The 16482-nt window shown below is 44.5% G+C and carries 15 protein-coding genes; 7 read left to right on the top strand and 8 right to left on the bottom strand.

Going from position 1 to position 16482, the window contains the following annotated elements; all coding sequences use genetic code 11:
- Window positions 1-121: 121 nt before the first annotated feature.
- The 5 genes from hutH to hutC all read right to left on the bottom strand — a co-directional run bounded on the left by hutH (window position 122) and on the right by hutC (window position 6519).
- On the bottom strand, window positions 122-1654 hold the full coding sequence (gene hutH / locus OCV24_RS08320; RefSeq protein WP_017055187.1) for a histidine ammonia-lyase: 1533 nt from the start codon (window positions 1652-1654) through the stop codon (window positions 122-124).
- Between the two features lie 14 nt (window positions 1655-1668).
- On the bottom strand, window positions 1669-3360 hold the full coding sequence (gene hutU, locus OCV24_RS08315) for a urocanate hydratase (RefSeq protein ID WP_150877946.1): 1692 nt from the start codon (window positions 3358-3360) through the stop codon (window positions 1669-1671).
- 48 nt (window positions 3361-3408) lie between these two features.
- Window positions 3409-4455, bottom strand: a complete 1047-nt coding sequence (hutG, locus tag OCV24_RS08310) for a formimidoylglutamase (RefSeq protein ID WP_150877948.1) — start codon at window positions 4453-4455, stop codon at window positions 3409-3411.
- Complete coding sequence (hutI, locus tag OCV24_RS08305; RefSeq protein ID WP_102506966.1) at window positions 4442-5692, bottom strand: imidazolonepropionase; 1251 nt, start codon at window positions 5690-5692, stop codon at window positions 4442-4444. The genes hutG and hutI overlap by 14 nt, the downstream gene beginning before the upstream one ends.
- A gap of 113 nt (window positions 5693-5805) precedes the next feature.
- Entirely contained in the window at window positions 5806-6519 is a 714-nt protein-coding gene (gene hutC, locus OCV24_RS08300) for a histidine utilization repressor (protein ID WP_077680301.1), read from the bottom strand.
- A gap of 181 nt (window positions 6520-6700) precedes the next feature.
- Between hutC and OCV24_RS08295 the strand changes: the two genes are divergently transcribed.
- On the top strand, window positions 6701-7444 hold the full coding sequence (locus OCV24_RS08295; RefSeq protein ID WP_077680302.1) for a sporulation protein: 744 nt from the start codon (window positions 6701-6703) through the stop codon (window positions 7442-7444).
- Window positions 7445-7523: 79 nt separating this feature from the next.
- Here OCV24_RS08295 and OCV24_RS08290 read toward each other — a convergent pair whose 3' ends face one another.
- Window positions 7524-8510, bottom strand: a complete 987-nt coding sequence (locus OCV24_RS08290) for a DUF3187 family protein (protein WP_017055193.1) — start codon at window positions 8508-8510, stop codon at window positions 7524-7526.
- Window positions 8511-8871: 361 nt separating this feature from the next.
- On the opposite strand from OCV24_RS08290, the gene thrS reads away from it, so the two are divergent.
- The 6 genes from thrS (at window position 8872) to OCV24_RS08260 (ending at window position 13078) form a co-directional block, all read left to right on the top strand.
- On the top strand, window positions 8872-10800 hold the full coding sequence (gene thrS / locus OCV24_RS08285) for a threonine--tRNA ligase (RefSeq protein WP_017055194.1): 1929 nt from the start codon (window positions 8872-8874) through the stop codon (window positions 10798-10800).
- A gap of 83 nt (window positions 10801-10883) precedes the next feature.
- Window positions 10884-11354 (top strand): translation initiation factor IF-3, encoded by a 471-nt coding sequence (gene infC / locus OCV24_RS08280; RefSeq protein ID WP_009846505.1) that lies wholly within the window; start codon window positions 10884-10886, stop codon window positions 11352-11354.
- Between the two features lie 104 nt (window positions 11355-11458).
- Entirely contained in the window at window positions 11459-11653 is a 195-nt protein-coding gene (rpmI, locus tag OCV24_RS08275; RefSeq protein WP_004738430.1) for a 50S ribosomal protein L35, read from the top strand.
- 42 nt (window positions 11654-11695) lie between these two features.
- The gene (gene rplT, locus OCV24_RS08270) at window positions 11696-12049 is read left to right on the top strand and encodes a 50S ribosomal protein L20 (RefSeq protein WP_004733517.1); all 354 of its coding nucleotides are present in this window, start codon (window positions 11696-11698) and stop codon (window positions 12047-12049) included.
- Window positions 12050-12261: 212 nt separating this feature from the next.
- On the top strand, window positions 12262-12576 hold the full coding sequence (gene yqfB, locus OCV24_RS08265) for a N(4)-acetylcytidine aminohydrolase (RefSeq protein WP_017055195.1): 315 nt from the start codon (window positions 12262-12264) through the stop codon (window positions 12574-12576).
- Window positions 12577-12625: 49 nt separating this feature from the next.
- The gene (locus OCV24_RS08260; RefSeq protein WP_017055196.1) at window positions 12626-13078 is read left to right on the top strand and encodes a hypothetical protein; all 453 of its coding nucleotides are present in this window, start codon (window positions 12626-12628) and stop codon (window positions 13076-13078) included.
- A 103-nt stretch (window positions 13079-13181) separates the two neighbouring features.
- On the opposite strand, the gene OCV24_RS08255 is transcribed toward OCV24_RS08260, so the two are convergent.
- Window positions 13182-14378, bottom strand: coding sequence for a leucine-rich repeat-containing protein kinase family protein (locus OCV24_RS08255; RefSeq protein WP_244291723.1), 1197 nt, complete (start codon window positions 14376-14378; stop codon window positions 13182-13184).
- A gap of 156 nt (window positions 14379-14534) precedes the next feature.
- The gene (locus OCV24_RS08250) at window positions 14535-16109 is read right to left on the bottom strand and encodes an ATP-binding cassette domain-containing protein (protein ID WP_150877950.1); all 1575 of its coding nucleotides are present in this window, start codon (window positions 16107-16109) and stop codon (window positions 14535-14537) included.
- Between the last annotated feature and the right edge of the window lie 373 nt (window positions 16110-16482).

Raw genomic sequence — 16482 nt, 5'->3', positions numbered from 1 at the left:
TAGATGGAAATGTTGGATGGTATGTGACGATTTTGGGTGGAGGGTTTGTCTTGGCTCAATGCAACAAGGGCTAATTAATAGCCCTTGTATATGTGACGTGTTATTGGGTTTTCAATAGCTCCTAGAAGCTACACAGAATACCTTCAGGCATTAGGTGGTTGTGTGCTGACAACTTTAATAATAGATTTGCTTGTTCAATATCTGGTGAAAAGTAGCGGTCTTTGTCATAGAAGCTGACTTTTTCTCGAAGGATTTGTTTCGCTTCTTCTACACGAGGTGATGATAGGTTCGGCGCTCTGAAGTCTAGACCTTGTGCAGCGGCCAAGTATTCGACTGCCAATATGCCACGTGTGTTTTCAGCCATGTATCGAAGACGACGTCCCGCAAATGTTGCCATTGATACGTGATCTTCCTGGTTTGCCGAAGTCGGTAAACTGTCGATTGAAGCTGGGTGTGCAAGTGTTTTGTTTTCACTTGCCAGCGCAGCAGAGGTCACTTGAGCAATCATGAAACCTGAGTTCACACCACCATTATCAACTAAGAAAGGTGGCAGTTTACTTAATGCGCTATCGATAAGCAGTGCCATTCTTCGCTCTGAAAGGCTACCTATCTCTGCAATCGCAAGAGCGAGATTATCCGCAGCCATTGCGACTGGTTCTGCATGGAAGTTGCCGCCTGAAATGATGTCGCCATCTTCAGCAAAAACCAGTGGGTTATCGGATACAGAGTTCGCTTCAACATTTAGGGTCTCCGCAGAGTTACGGATTTGTTGTAAACATGCCCCCATAACTTGGGGCTGACAGCGTAGTGAGTACGGGTCTTGAACTTTTTCACAGCTAGTATGTGACTCGCCAATCTCGCTATTTTGATCAAGCATATGACGGTAAGCCAGAGCTGCATCCATTTGGCCACGGTGACCACGAACACGATGGACTCTAGGGTCAAACGGACGACGGCTACCTAGTGCGGCTTCAACAGACATAGCACCACATACCGTTGCAGACGCGAACAAATCTTCCGCAGCGAATAGGCCTTCTAATGCGAATGCTGTGGACGCTTGAGTACCATTTAACAGAGCTAAACCTTCTTTAGGTGCTAGTGTTATTGGTTCTAGACCTGCGATTTTCATTGCTTCTAAGCCGGTGACTACCTTGCCGTTGTGTCGTGCTTGGCCTTCACCCAATAGCACTGTACTCATGTGCGCTAGTGGAGCAAGGTCACCAGAGGCACCTACTGAGCCTTTTTGTGGAACACAAGGATAAACTTGTGCATTCACTAGATCGATTAGAGCATTAATTACCTTCAGTCGAATACCTGAATAGCCACGAGACAAGCTATTAATTTTTAGTACCATCATCAAACGCACGGTTTCATCAGACATGAATTTGCCTATGCCAGCCGCATGAGAAAGTACGATACTTTTTTGTAGAACTTCCAGATCTTCAGGCGCAATTTTGGTGTTTGCCAACAAGCCAAAGCCTGTATTGATGCCATACACAGTGCGATCTTCTGCAATCACTTGCTCTACAACGCGTGTACTTGCTTCAATGTCAGGAATTGCTGCTGGATCGAGTGACAAGCTCACAGGGCTGCGACTCACTTTGCGAAGTTCAGGTAGGCCGAGCTGTCCTGGTTTAATTAATAAATTCAACATGTTTTCTCCAGACATTAAAGATGACGCAGTTCGTCGTTAAGCATAGGTAAATCAAGCTTTTGTTCTTTAGCACATTGCTTGGCTATATCGTAGCCTGCATCTGCATGACGCATAACACCGGTTGCCGGATCATTGTGAAGTACACGAGCAATACGTTGCGATGCATCTTCACTGCCGTCACAACAAATCACCATACCCGAGTGTTGTGAGAAGCCCATTCCAACACCACCACCGTGGTGCAGAGAAACCCAAGTTGCGCCGCCTGCTGTATTTAGCAGAGCATTTAGCAGAGGCCAATCTGATACAGCGTCTGATCCATCCATCATGTCTTCTGTTTCACGGTTAGGACTTGCGACTGAACCTGAGTCTAGGTGGTCACGACCGATAACAACTGGTGCTTTCAGTTCGCCATTTTTAACCATTTCATTGAATGCTTGACCCAAACGTTCACGATCTTTTAAGCCAACCCAACAGATACGAGCTGGCAGACCTTGGAATTGGATGCGTTCACGTGCCATATCCAGCCAGTTGTGCAGATGTGGGTTATCGGGGATCAGTTCTTTTACTTTTTGGTCTGTTTTATAGATGTCTTCAGGGTCGCCAGAAAGGGCAGCCCAACGGAATGGGCCGATGCCTTCACAGAACAGAGGACGAATATACGCAGGAACGAAGCCTGGGAAATCAAATGCATTCTCGACACCTTCTTCCAGTGCCATTTGGCGAATGTTGTTACCGTAATCTACGGTCGCAGCACCGCGGTACTGAAGGTCTAGCATTGCTTGTACTTGAACAGCCATGGATTGTTTAGCTGCCTTCACGACTTTTGCTTCATCAATCAAACGTTCTTGTGCGGCTTTCTCCATCGTCCAACCTTGAGGCAAGTAGCCGTTCAGTGGATCGTGGGCAGAGGTTTGATCAGTAACCACATCGGGAGTGATATTGCGTTCAACCAGTTCTGGAAATACATCTGCCGCGTTACCTAATAGACCAACAGAAATAGGCGTGTCTGACTCTTTAATCATAGCCATTGCTTCATCTAAGCTGGTGGCTTTCTTGTCAACATAGCCAGTGCGTAGACGGTAATCGATTCGAGATTCATCACACTCAACCGCAATCATTGAGAAACCTGCCATTGTCGCAGCAAGAGGCTGAGCCCCCCCCATTCCGCCAAGACCGCCCGTTAGAACCCACTTACCATTTGCTTCGCCTTGGAAGTGCTTTTTCGCGATAGCAACAAACGTTTCATAAGTACCTTGAACAATGCCTTGTGAGCCAATGTAGATCCAGCTACCTGCTGTCATTTGTCCATACATCATCAAGCCTTCTTTATCGAGCTCGTTGAAGTGTTCCCAGTTTGCCCAATGTGGAACAAGGTTGGAGTTGGCAATCAGTACACGAGGTGCATTTTTGTGGGTCGGGAATACGCCTACAGGTTTCCCTGATTGAACAAGTAGAGTTTGGTCATCTTCTAGACGTTCTAATACTTCGACAATCTTGTCATAACATTTCCAATCACGAGCTGCACGGCCAATACCACCGTACACAACCAGAGCATGTGGGTGTTCTGCCACATCTGGATCTAGGTTGTTCATCAACATACGTAGTGGTGCTTCTGTTAACCAAGATTTAGCACGTAAAGCCGTACCATGCGGTGCGCGAATTTCGCGAGTCGTGTCGAGACGAGGGTCATTGTTGTGTTCCGTCATTCTGGAATTCCTTATGTTTCACGTTATATAGCTGTCGGTATAACTTGATTAGTTGTTGGCCATTGCATTGGCGATATCCCAACACAAACGAGCTGCCAAACGAGCGGTTTGGCCATCAATGTCATAGTCTGGGTTGTATTCCGCAATGTCCGCGATAATGAGTTTTTCACTGTGTTTGAAAATCTGTTCTAAAAAAGGAGCGAGTGCTTCATAGCTCACGCCTCTTGCCGCGGGTGCACTTACGCCCGGTGCTGTCGCTGCTGGGAATACGTCTAGGTCTATAGTGAGATAGAGGTAATCACACTTAGCGATGAATTTTTGTAACTTAACCAGTTGAGTGACTTGGTTTATTTGGGTCATGTTGCGGTCGTGTTCATACCAAACGCCCAGTTGGTCAGCTCTGTTAAACAGCGCTTTGGTATTGCTGGCTGCACTCACACCAAGACAAGCGTAATGAAACGGCCACTGATACTTGTGGCAGTAATCATTGATCTGGTTAAAAGGCGTGCCTGAACTGGGTTTAACGTCGGCGATGTCGCTTTCGAATTCGCGAAGATCAAAGTGAGCATCAAAGTTAACGATGCCTATGTTAGGTTTGCATTCAGGTTGATCTTTGTGAAGGCGTTCAGCTTTATGTAAATGCTCAGCGAGACCTTGGAACGACGCCCAAGCCACTTCGTGACCACCGCCAAGAGTAATCACTTTGTTAGTTGATAGAGCATTGGCAATCACAGAAGCGCACTGTTTTTGGCTGACTTCTAATTGACCATCATTGCATTCAACATCGCCAAGATCAGCAATGTGTGTGTCGTTGTGCCAAGCCATATTCGCGAGAGCTTTGCGAATAAGATTAGGTGCTTGCTTTGCGCCCACTCGCCCTTTATTTCTTGCCACTCCAGCATCGCTGGCAAAGCCAACTAAGGCGATAGCATTCTTAGTCGGTTCGTTACTTAAATCACTATTTTGGATTTGGCTAGTGATCTGGTGAACACGCGTACCCATTGCACCATCTTCGAGATCATTACGTCCCGCCCACTCAAAGTTATGTACGGTTGTTGCGTTATATTGGGTGTTGTTGGACTTAGATTGAGTCATGGCACACCTCGCCATCAACGATGCGTTTATGCAGATGAGGAACACCGACTTGATAACTAAGGTCGGCTGGATGTTCGATATTCCAAATAGCTAAATCTGCGGCATAACCGATTTCGATTTTACCTTTGTTTTGTGAGTCGCCGATGGCGGAAGCAGCATGGCAAGTCACACCGCGCAGTGCCTCTTCAGGCGTTGTTCCAAATAACGTACAGCTCATGTTCATCATTAGTGTTAGGTCGGCAAAAGGGGAAGTGCCGGGGTTTAAGTCGGTAGCAATCGCCATAGGGATATTATGTTTACGTAGTAATGCAATTGGCGGCTGTTGGGTCTCTTTCAAGAAATAAAAAGCACCAGGTAGTAACGTCGCAGCAGTGCCTGATTTCGCCAGCGCTTTTACTCCGGCTTCATCAAGGTACTCAACATGGTCAACAGAGAGTGCGCCGTATTTTGCTGCAAGCGCACTGCCACCCATATTAGAAAGCTGTTCTGTGTGGCCTTTAATCGCGAGCCCATGCTCTTTGGCTGCTGCAAATACACGTTCGGTTTGTTCTAGGTTGAAGCCGATAGATTCGCAGAACACATCAACCGCATCGGCTAACCCTTGTTCTGCGGCTTTAGGAATGATCTCTTGGCAAACCAGATCGATATAACTATCCGGTTGTTCTTTATATTCGGGCGGCACAGCATGTGCTGCAAGGAGAGTGGTGGTGATCTTAATACGGCGATGATTTTCTAACGCTTTAGCTGCGCGTAACATTTTGAGTTCATCATCAAGCGTTAAACCATAGCCCGATTTTACTTCGATGCTGGTTACGCCACTTCTTAGGAGACCATCGAGTCTAGGTAGCGCCATTTCAACCAGCTCAGACTCTTGTGCTGCGCGTGTTGCAGTGACTGTCGCCAGAATTCCGCCGCCTTGCTTGGCGATGTCGGTGTAAGACACACCATTCAAACGCTGCTCAAACTCGTTGGCGCGATTACCCGCAAATATGAGATGAGTGTGGCAATCAATTAACCCAGGTGTTACTAGCTTGTTCTTGCAATCATAGGTGATGTAACCCAAAGAACTATCAACACTGATTTGTTGTAACTCAGAAGCAAGCGCCTCGTTGTTTGAACAAGAGATGGACACGATCTTACCGTTTTCGATAACGATATCTTGAGGGGAAGAGGGCTGATAACCATCGGCTCCCGAGCTCATAGAGACCACTCGTGCGTTTTTGAGGATCAAATTCATAATCACCTAGATCTTTGCTGAACATTAAATGTATATACAAATAAATAGGCTAAACGTTTACTTGAATCAAGTTTATGTTGCAAAAATGTGATCAGAGTTCAGGGTAATGTTCTTTAATCTAGAATTATCTTGGAGCTTAATTTGTACTTAGAACCAGGATGGTAGAGCAATGCAAAGCTGATTAGACGCTCTTTGCTCCATGTTCTTCGATTCAAAAGAAGGCAAGGTTCTGATTCTAGAAGTTTGAGCGAAGTTCTAACTTTTGAGTCTGGAATAATGGCTTCAACAGTATGCTCAATAGCACTCAATGGGCAACTTTTTGAAAGGTATTCATTAGGTGTTGATGTCGAAAAATCCTGTTCAAGGTATTTAGGCGCGGCTAGAGAGTTAACCCATCGAGCCTCTAGCTGAATTGGTGATCCATCTGCAAAATGTATGATTTCACTATAAAAAACTTCTTCGTGAATCATAACACCTAACCGTGTGGCGGTGCTTTCATCGGCCTTGCTGCTTTCGTGTTTGATGACTTTGCTTGTATACTTTTGGCCTCGATCTTTGATCTCTTGCGCGATGTTATTGATATCAAGCAAGGGAGATTGGGCTTTTTCATTTGGCTCACAAACAAAAGTTCCCAGCCTTGGTTTTCTGATTAATTTCCCTTCAGAAACGAGGTCTCGAATGGCTTTATTAACTGTCATTCTACTCACATTAAACTGTTCTGTGAGTTCAAGTTCGGTGGTGATCTGATAACCAACTGGCCAATAACCGCTAGTGATTTTCTCGTCTATGAATTGTTTTATTTGCAGGTAGAGCGGTGCTTTTGACATAATGAAACCTTATTTGACTATACAAATAGAGTAGCGAATTTCTTAATGATTTCAACATTTCCTCGGACTATGTGATGCTATTCGACATAGATAGTGCAAATTACTTGATTCTATGAGGTAAGTGTCGCAAATTGTCGCGCAATAATTATCAGAAAATCAAATGATTAAAAAAGGAAATAATATGTTTAAGAAATTAAAAGCATCGTTGGGCATCGGTGCAGCAAAGGTTGATACCGTCTTAGATAATATTGAAGTTTTCCAAGGTGGCGAGTTGTCTGGCAATGTTCATATCATTGGTGGCGACGTTGAGCAACAAATCGACCGGATCAACTTGGTTCTCAATACAGAAGTAAAAGTCGAAACCGAAGATAGCACCAGTTACGAAACCTTTTCACTGAGTAGTATTCGAGCTGTAGAGTCTTTCGTTATTCAACCGGGTGAAACCAAGTTGGTCCCATTCCGCCTTAAGTTAAATGATGAAACACCAGTGACTGCGTTGAACGCACAAATGAACCAATGCCATGTGTGGGTTGAAACAAACCTAGATATCGGCTTTGCGATTGACCCTAAAGATCGCGATTTTATCTCCGTTCATCCACTGCCAACAGTCGCTAAAATCATTCAAGGTGTTGAAGCATCGGGCATGGCCATGGTGAAAGCAGACGTAGAGAAGGGCTTCTTAAAAGGCAACAGCTTTGCTTCGCGTTCGGGCTGTTACCAAGAGATTGAATTTCGCAGCGGCGGTTTTATGAATAACAAAGAGATCGAGCTGTCATTCATCGTAGAAGGTTCAATGGTTCACTGCCTAGCAGAAATCGACCGTTCAATGAGTTTCCGTGGCGACCAATACATCTCATTCAGCTTGCCTGCAAACACGGCTGATTCAGACATTCGCAATGCAGTCTCACGAATTATGAGTGCGTAGTTGCCAACAGTGCCGACAAAATTAAGCCGAACGAACTCGTTCGGCTTTTTTGATTCTGCTGTCTCGACCTGAAATGTGTTTACCACTGATGACGATAGGCCAATTGGAAGGCGACGTCGGTGGAGTTATCCATGTTGAAGATGTTTTCGATAATGGATATCTCGATAGCTGAACGCTGCATGAGATAGCGATACCCAAGCATCATTTCATTCGCGGCTTCCGAAAATTCAGTTTCACCGTCTTCTGCGCCTTCATACCATCGATATTCAAGGTGTAACTCATGCTTTTCAAATAGTGTGAGCTGATAGCCGCCCATCCATGACCATGTTCTCTTTTTATGTGAAAAACTATTTTCGACCTCTCGACTGGACTGATTGGTAAACCCTAAGCTTGTATAAAAGGTATTGATGTCGAGTTGGTATGAATAGTTGAATTGTACACTTTGCTCGGTGCTGCTTCCTTCGAAGGCGCCGTGGCTGACGTTGTTGTGATATAGGGATAAACCAAATGACAAGCCGTGGTTTTCTAGATCTATGATTTGGTATTGGTTGTAGAACGTGAAAGCGCTGGTTAGCGTGTCACCGGAGAAGTCACGAATATTGATGTCGTGGTCTGGTGCATAGATGTCGAATTGGTGTCGCTCTTTCTGGTCTCGCCCTGCTTGGTCGATGCTAAATAGGTCATGAAAATTGATGGTGATTTTGTCGAGGTGATTATTGGCTGCATAAAGCCAACGGTAATTGAATTCTACTTGCCACCTTGTGGTTAATTGCCACCGCAGTCCTGTCTGAAGTTGGTTTTGATAATAGTCGAAGTGATAGTCGGGGGAGTGGGCCCAGATGCTCGCGGCAGTTAAGGCGGTAAACATTTCAACCTTATTCTCTTCGAGTGGAAAGCCAGAACGAAGTGTTGGAGTCAGGCGAACGGACTGCAACGGTGCTTGGGTATAACTGATTAAGGGGCCGTAATCTTTGTTGGCCCATGCCGTTTCTGGTGCAGTAACTGCTATGGCTATTGTTAACAGTAAACGAGGTGTGAGTGATATAAAAGTAGCTAGCTTCTCCATATGCGCCTCATCTGTATCTAGTTGCTTTATAGAGCTTAGTTCTAAATGACTAATTTGTAAGAGTTGAGTCGAAATAGGTAAGTTAGAACAGTTCGATTCGAAAGGTGGTTCAAGGGAATGGGAAGTCACTTTTTGGCATAACGACGTCAATAGGAGAGTCGGGAGGTTCCCTCCATCATTGTCATTTCATATTATTTCGTTAAAATGCTCGGATACGTACAAATGGGGCATCTGTATTTGCTTCTATGTGGGTATCTTTATTATGCATATATCTACGATCAACATACTCGTTGATTGAAAAACATATATTAAACATTTTCATGTGTTGCTTGGTGTGCAACACCACTGTAAAGGACAAATAATGCCAATTATTACTCTTCCTGACGGTAGTCAGCGTCAATTTGACAACCCTGTATCAACTCTAGATGTTGCCCTATCAATCGGTCCTGGTCTTGCTAAAGCAACCATTGCTGGTCGTGTAGACGGCGAGCGTGTTGATGCTTGTGATCTTATCGAAAATGATGCAAGCCTAGAAATCATCACAGCTAAAGATGAAGTCGATGGCCTTGAAATCGTTCGTCACTCTTGTGCTCACCTTTTAGGTCACGCGATTAAGCAGCTTTTTCCAGAAGCGAAAATGGCGATCGGTCCTACTATCGATAACGGTTTCTACTACGATATCGACCTTGAGCACTCTCTAACGCAAGAAGATCTAGAAAAGATTGAAAAGCGTATGAAAGAGCTAGCGAAGACCAAGTATCAGGTTGTTAAGAAGAAAGTTAGCTGGCAGGAAGCGCGTGACGCATTCGAAGCTCGCGGCGAGACTTACAAAATTGAAATCTTGGACGAGAATGTTTCTAAAGACGACCGTCCTGGCCTGTACCATCACGAAGAATACATCGATATGTGTCGTGGCCCACACGTACCTAACATGAGCTTCTGCCAGCATTTCACGCTACTTAATGTAGCAGGTGCATACTGGCGTGGTAACAGTGATAACAAGATGCTTCAACGTATCTACGGCACTGCATTCCAAGACAAGAAGGCACTTAAAGCTCACCTTGTGCGCCTAGAAGAAGCGGCTAAACGTGACCACCGTAAAATCGGTAAAGCGCTTGATCTATTCCACATGCAGCAAGAAGCACCAGGCATGGTGTTTTGGCATCACAACGGTTGGACTATCTTCCGTGAGCTAGAAGTATTTATTCGTCAGAAACTGACTGAGTATGATTACCAAGAAGTAAAAGGCCCATTAATGATGGACCGTGTTCTTTGGGAACGCTCTGGTCACTGGGATAAGTACGCAGACGCGATGTTCACAACTTCTTCAGAGAACCGTGAATACGCTATTAAGCCAATGAACTGTCCTGGTCACGTTCAAATCTTCAACCAAGGTTTGAAATCTTACCGTGATCTACCGCTACGTATGGCTGAGTTCGGCTCATGTCACCGTAACGAGCCGTCTGGCGCACTTCATGGCATCATGCGTGTTCGTGGATTCACTCAAGATGATGCTCACGTATTCTGTACTGAAGACCAAGTTCAACAAGAAGTTAAAGCTTGTATTGAAATGGTTTACGATACTTATACAACTTTCGGTTTCGAAAACATTGTTGTTAAGCTATCTACTCGTCCAGAACAGCGTGTCGGTTCAGACGAAATGTGGGACCGTGCAGAGGCCGATCTTAAGCAAGCGCTAGAGTCAATGGAGATTGCATACGAGATTCAAGAAGGCGAGGGTGCGTTCTACGGACCTAAGATTGAATTTACTTTGCATGATTGTTTGGACCGTGCATGGCAATGTGGTACAGTGCAGCTCGATTTTGCATTACCAGAACGTTTAGGTGCTACTTACGTAGGTGAAGATAACGAGCGTCACACGCCAGTTATGATCCACCGCGCGATTTTAGGTTCACTAGAACGCTTCATTGGTATTCTTATTGAAGAATACGCTGGCTTCTTCCCTACGTGGTTGGCGCCAGAACAAGCAGTTGTAATGGGTATTACAGACAAACAGTCTGAATATGTACAAGAAATTACGAAAAAACTGCAAAAAAGTGGATTTAGAGTCAAAGCAGACTTGAGAAATGAGAAGATTGGCTTTAAAATCCGCGAACATACTTTGAAACGTGTACCGTTCATGCTTGTGTGTGGTGACCAAGAAATGGAAGCCGGCGAAATTGCAGTACGTACACGTAAAGGTAAGGACCTTGGCAAGTTTAAAGTGGATGACTTTATTTCATACATCCAAGCCGAAGTTTCAAGCCGTAAGCTCAATCTGGAGGAATAGCTATTAAAGGCGGAAGACGTGGCCAACAACCGGCCAAACAAAACCAGCACCGTTTAAACGGTGACATTCGTGGCGTTCGTGAAGTGCGTCTAACTGGCGCAGACGGCGAAGCTGTTGGTGTAGTAACAATCGCGGAAGCGATGGAAGCTGCAAATGAAGCTGGTATGGATCTTGTGGAGATTAGCCCTAACGCCGAGCCGCCAGTTTGTCGTGTGATGGACTACGGTAAGTTCCTCTTCGAGAAGAGCAAAGCTGCGAAAGAGCAGAAGAAAAAGCAAAAGCAGGTTCAGATCAAGGAAATTAAATTCCGACCTGGAACTGATATTGGAGACTATCAGGTAAAACTACGCAACCTGACTGGTTTCCTAGAAGACGGCAACAAAGTGAAGGTAACAATTCGCTTCCGTGGCCGCGAAATGGCTCACCAAGAAATCGGTGTTGACGTTCTTAATCGTTTGAAAGTAGATACTGAAGAATTTGCAGTTGTCGAATCTTTCCCAACGAGAATTGAAGGTCGCCAGATGATCATGGTGTTGGCCCCTAAAAAGAAGTAATTAACGGCTTTGCAAGTAATTAAACCCTGCAGCCTCAGGTTGCGGGGTTTTATTCGCCCTAATTACTATGTTATTAACAACTCAACAATGCGGAGTTATTCATCATGCCTAAGATGAAAACCAACAAAGGTGCTGCTAAGCGTTTCCAGAAAACTGCTGGTGGTATTAAGTTTAAGCACGCTGGTAAACGTCACATCCTGACTAAGCGTACTACTAAGAACAAGCGTCAGCTACGTCCGAACTCGATCCTTCCTAAATGTGAAGTTGCTCAAGTTCTACGTATGATGCCATACGCTTAATTCTTTTTAGTTTATAAATTCGTTTAGTTTAGGAGAAGCATAATGCCTCGCGTAAAACGTGGTGTACAAGCTCGTGCACGTCATAAGAAAGTTCTAAAACAAGCTAAAGGTTACTACGGAGCACGTTCACGTGTTTACCGCGTAGCTTTCCAAGCAGTTACCAAAGCTGGTCAATACGCTTACCGTGACCGTCGCAACAAGAAACGTCAATTCCGTCAACTTTGGATTGCACGTATCAACGCGGCATCTCGTCAAAATGGTCTATCTTACAGCCGTTTCATCAATGGCCTTAAGAAAGCATCTATCGAGATCGACCGTAAGATTCTTGCTGACATCGCAGTATTCGACAAAGCAGCATTTGCTGTTCTAGTTGAAAAAGCGAAAGCATCTCTATAATTTAGAGTTAGCTTAAAGGTTTAAGAAAAGGAGAACTTCGGTTCTCCTTTTTTATTGCCTGTAATTTGTCTCTTTTAGAGATTCCCAACTCCTTCCTCCGTCAGTCTTGGGAATGACGAGATGAACTTCCGCATCTAATTTTTATTCGCTTGATCTGGCATTCTGGTATATAAACATCTACCTAACTTTTAAATGTTAAGCGACCGATATAAATGACTGCACCAACTACTATGACGTTCTTTGGACGTTTTGAAGCTGACATCCTTTCTGGCAAAAAGACCATTACTATTCGCGATGAATCAGAGCGTGATTACCAACCGGGCAGCGTTGTTGAAGTCTCAACGTTAGAAGAAGGGCGCGTGTTCTGTAATCTCAAGATCATCAGCGTAGAACCAATTCTGTTCGATGAGCTGGGTGAGTTCCATGCACAACAAGAGAACATGACGCTGCAAGTGCTGAAAGATGTGATTCAAGATATCTACCCAGGTATTTCTCAGCTTTACGTTGTCTCTTACGAGCTAGTTTAATCGCTAACAACGCACCTTTAGTGCAGTTCTGGATGAATAGGAAGGATTAATGACTGAGTTATCGAGCGACACTAAGCAGCAAATCTTGCTTCAACTTTATTGTCGTGAGCAAACTGACCAGCCGTTAATTCCTCGTACCGAGCTCGACATCGATCTTTACGACAGCGAAGCGTTTTTAGTTTGGCGTGCAACCAAGCGCGATTTTGTTACCAGTGATATTGAAAACCGTGTTTGGGTAAAAAGCTGCCCAGCAGGGTACATTACCGAAGTTCACTTTCATTCTGATGGTAGCTTAACTGAATATCGTTTGTTTGACCGATTTGAAACACAAGGTCATTGGTTATTGAAAAGCGGGTTGCTGCAAGTTGAAATCGATAAAGGTGATAATCGTTACCAGTTTGATGTTGTCGCGCGTAAAGACCTCAATATTCATTCGGCAGTGGAGTATAAGAATCAAGAACTCCACTCTTATCTCAAGCTTGTTCAGGTGGAAGCTAGTTAAGTCTGTTTCGATTAATTCAGCTCTAGAAGCAAAAAAGCTAACGTCAAACGTTAGCTTTTTCATTTCAGGAGAAACTCGATTAAACGCTTAAGCTTGGTCGCTCTTATGCGTGATAGCTTTCGAGTTTCTTATACAGCTCTGAATTGATATCGCTTGCAGCGCAAACTGTCAGTAGGTCATCAATAAAGTACTTGAGAGCGCGAGCTTCGATACGTCGAATGCCTTGCTGCTGCTCTTCATTCAAGTAACCATAGATGGTCGCCGCTCCAAAATCACCAAAGAGCATTTGGCCTTGTTCATTGACTAGGGTGTTGTGCGCATACAAGTCACCGTGACAAACCTTGTTGTCATGCAGGTGATTAAATACATCGATCATCTGAGTCATAATGTTGTCGATTTGCGAGAGCGGAAGTTCAAAACCTTCTGGGAAAGTATCACGTGTGCAAGTCTCGAGTGTCGGTGGCAGACCTAGGTTGTAGTAGCTGCTTGGAATGAGTTCCATCACCAAAGCTAGGTAGTCCTGTTCCTCAACTTGAGCAATGGATTTTACCAAGTTGTTATGGTGGCCAGCTTGAAGGCACGCTTCTAGCTCATCATGTGGGTAACCGTCACTGGTGACTTCGCCTTTAAACACTTTAACCGCTACTTCTTGTGGGAAATCAAAGTCGCTATTTAGCCAACTCGCATGAGAGATCACGCCTGACGCGCCTTGGCCAAGTACTTGATTCAGTGAATAGCTTTGAGAGCTAACCGCAGGCACGCTATCTAAGCTGCTTGGGTGTTTACAAAACGGGTTACCCGCAAACGCTAACCATGCCAGTTTTGGTAGCTTGATTAGGAACTCAGGGAATTCAGTCAGTTGGTTTGCAGACAGGCGAACCAGTTCAAGGTTTGATAGGTTCTCCATGCTATCTGGTAAAACACGAATCTTATTACCAGCCAATGCTAGCTTTTGTAGTCGTGGTCTTTCACCTAGTGAGATAGGCAGGGCCTCAATCTCATTGTCGGTCAGGATTAACCAACGGAGTTGAGTAGGCAGAGATTGCTCGCTAACGGTTTTGATTTGGTTGGTTTTGAAGCCAACCATTTCGAGCTTAGGAAGAGTACCTAGAACATCAGGCAGGTGCGTAAACAGGTTATTCGACGCAAAGATAATACGCAGGTGAGTAAGCTGTGATAACTCGGCTGGTAGGTCTGACAGCTGATTACCTGAAAGGTCTAGAATTTCAAGAGAATCGGCAAGTTCCAAGATCTCCAAAGGAAACTCGGTGAGACCGTCTGACAGCTGTAAGCGCTTAATACCGTTTAGTTGCCCTTATTTTAATTGTTCTAGAGTATGCAAACCTTAGCCTTATGAATAGATGTTCGAGGCGCGTAGTTTACTTGTCTCAATCAAGAAAGGCGAGCACCGGAACGATGCTCGCTTAACTAATCTAAGTGAACGAATCTACGAAGGTTAAAGTCGTATATGGTTTTGGCTGACGCCGACTTCCTCAACAAAATCAGCATCATGACTGACCAAGATAAATGCGCCTTTGTATCCACGCAAAGCGGACGCCAATATTTGTTGTGAGTCTATGTCTAGATGGTTGTCCGGTTCATCGAGCAATAGAAGTGGGGTGTCTTGCTTGTGGCTAACGATCAACATCGCCAGTTTCATTTTTTCACCACCACTTAAATGTGCCACTTTTCGGTATACGGAGTCTCGCCTAAACCCAATTCCAGCCAACAAGGTTCGTGCGTCACTCTCTGTTAACCCAAAGCTGTGTGTCATCAAGCTATCGAACATAGTGTCGTTGGTGTCTAACAGGCCAAAGTGTTGATCCAAATAGACAGTCGGCCCCAAGCGCTTGATCGATCCCTTATAATTGGTGTGTTGATCGTGAATCGCTTTTAACAGTGTCGATTTTCCACACCCATTAGCACCGGTTAGATAACACCGTTCCCCTTGTGATAAAGAGAAACTGATGGGCGCACCAGAGCCGTAAACAAGGCGGCAGTTTTCAATGGTTAACAAAGAGCTCTTTTTACTGCTATTACTTTGCTGTAGATACAAAGCTTGTGGTTTTATCCGCTCTTTCTGTTCTTTAAGCGACTGAAGTTTATGTTGGTTTTGGTCAATGAGATTCCTTTGGCTTGTCACAGACGCGGCTTGGCTTTGTCCTGCTTTATCTTTCATCGCATCTAATAATATCTTGGGTTGGCTACCTGATTTTCTGAGTCGGTTTCCCTGAGATTCTCGCTGCTGCGCTTTTTCTTTGTTGGCTTGAGTTTGACGCTCGATTCGTTTCTTTTCGGACTGATGATGCGCAACCTGTTTCTCTAGCGCGTCGCTTTGACTAGACACTTGTTTGAAGTAATCATCATAATTTCCTTTATAGAAACGTACGCCCAAGCTGTTGAGGTGGTAGATCCCCTCCATTTGTCTCAATAAGCTTCGATCATGGCTGACGACAAGTATTTTTCCTGCAAACATCTGGCATTGTTCTAGTAGCCAATTGCGTCCGTCCTTATCCAAATGGTTTGTAGGTTCATCGAGGATCAGTATGTCGTAATTTGATACGAACAGCTGATGAAGCTGTAACAGGGCGAGTTGCCCACCACTCAAAGAGCAACAGGGCGTGTTCAAATCACTAGTGATCTTTAATGTACCTAGCAACTGCTGGGTACGTGCCTCTAGATCCCAATCATCGCCAATGATATTGAAGAGCTTCACTTCACAGCTACCTTGTTCTATGGCGCTTAACGCTTCTAACTTTTCGGTGAGCCCTAAGAAGTCAGCGATGGTGATGTTGGTATCCAGTAGCGTTGATGGTAACTGAGAGTAAAAGCCGATTGAACCTTGGCGCGAAACACTGCCCGTTGTGGGCTGTTTTTGTCCAACGAGCAACGAAAGTAACAATGACTTTCCAGCCCCATTTCTTCCGACTAGTCCTGTGAGGCGAGTGCTCAAATTAAAGGTGATGTTTTTGAATAACCACTCACCAGTATCGAGTTGGAATGAGAGATTATTGGCTAATATAGTAGGCATAGAAATACCTCCCTTTACGTGTAAACGAGTAAAAGGGGTGAGGCGCTTTTTCTATACAGAACCCTACACAGAATTCTATGTATAGATCGCCAAAGACGTTACTTAGGTAGTATGCCAATCAAAGATAGGAAATAGGGTGTTGATCTGATTTCTGTCTTTGAGGTACTGATCTTAAAGATGTGTGTTTGTCAAAAAACGGATCTTTAAGAGCTTGATTTGTCGCGAAAATAGATGACGAAGTAACGCCCACTAACCCCGAGTGTCCAAATGATTTTTATAAAAATAAATCGGATGTCAGGATGTTAGTACTTCATTATGGCGTTATTCTCTTTTGAAATGATGGTGGGATGGTACTGAAAGAAAGTACTCTGAG

Source organism: Vibrio kanaloae, assembly GCF_024347535.1.
GTDB lineage: Bacteria > Pseudomonadota > Gammaproteobacteria > Enterobacterales > Vibrionaceae > Vibrio > Vibrio kanaloae.
The sequence above is the reverse complement of the archived record's forward strand: the minus strand, read 5'-3'. Positions and strand labels throughout refer to the sequence as shown.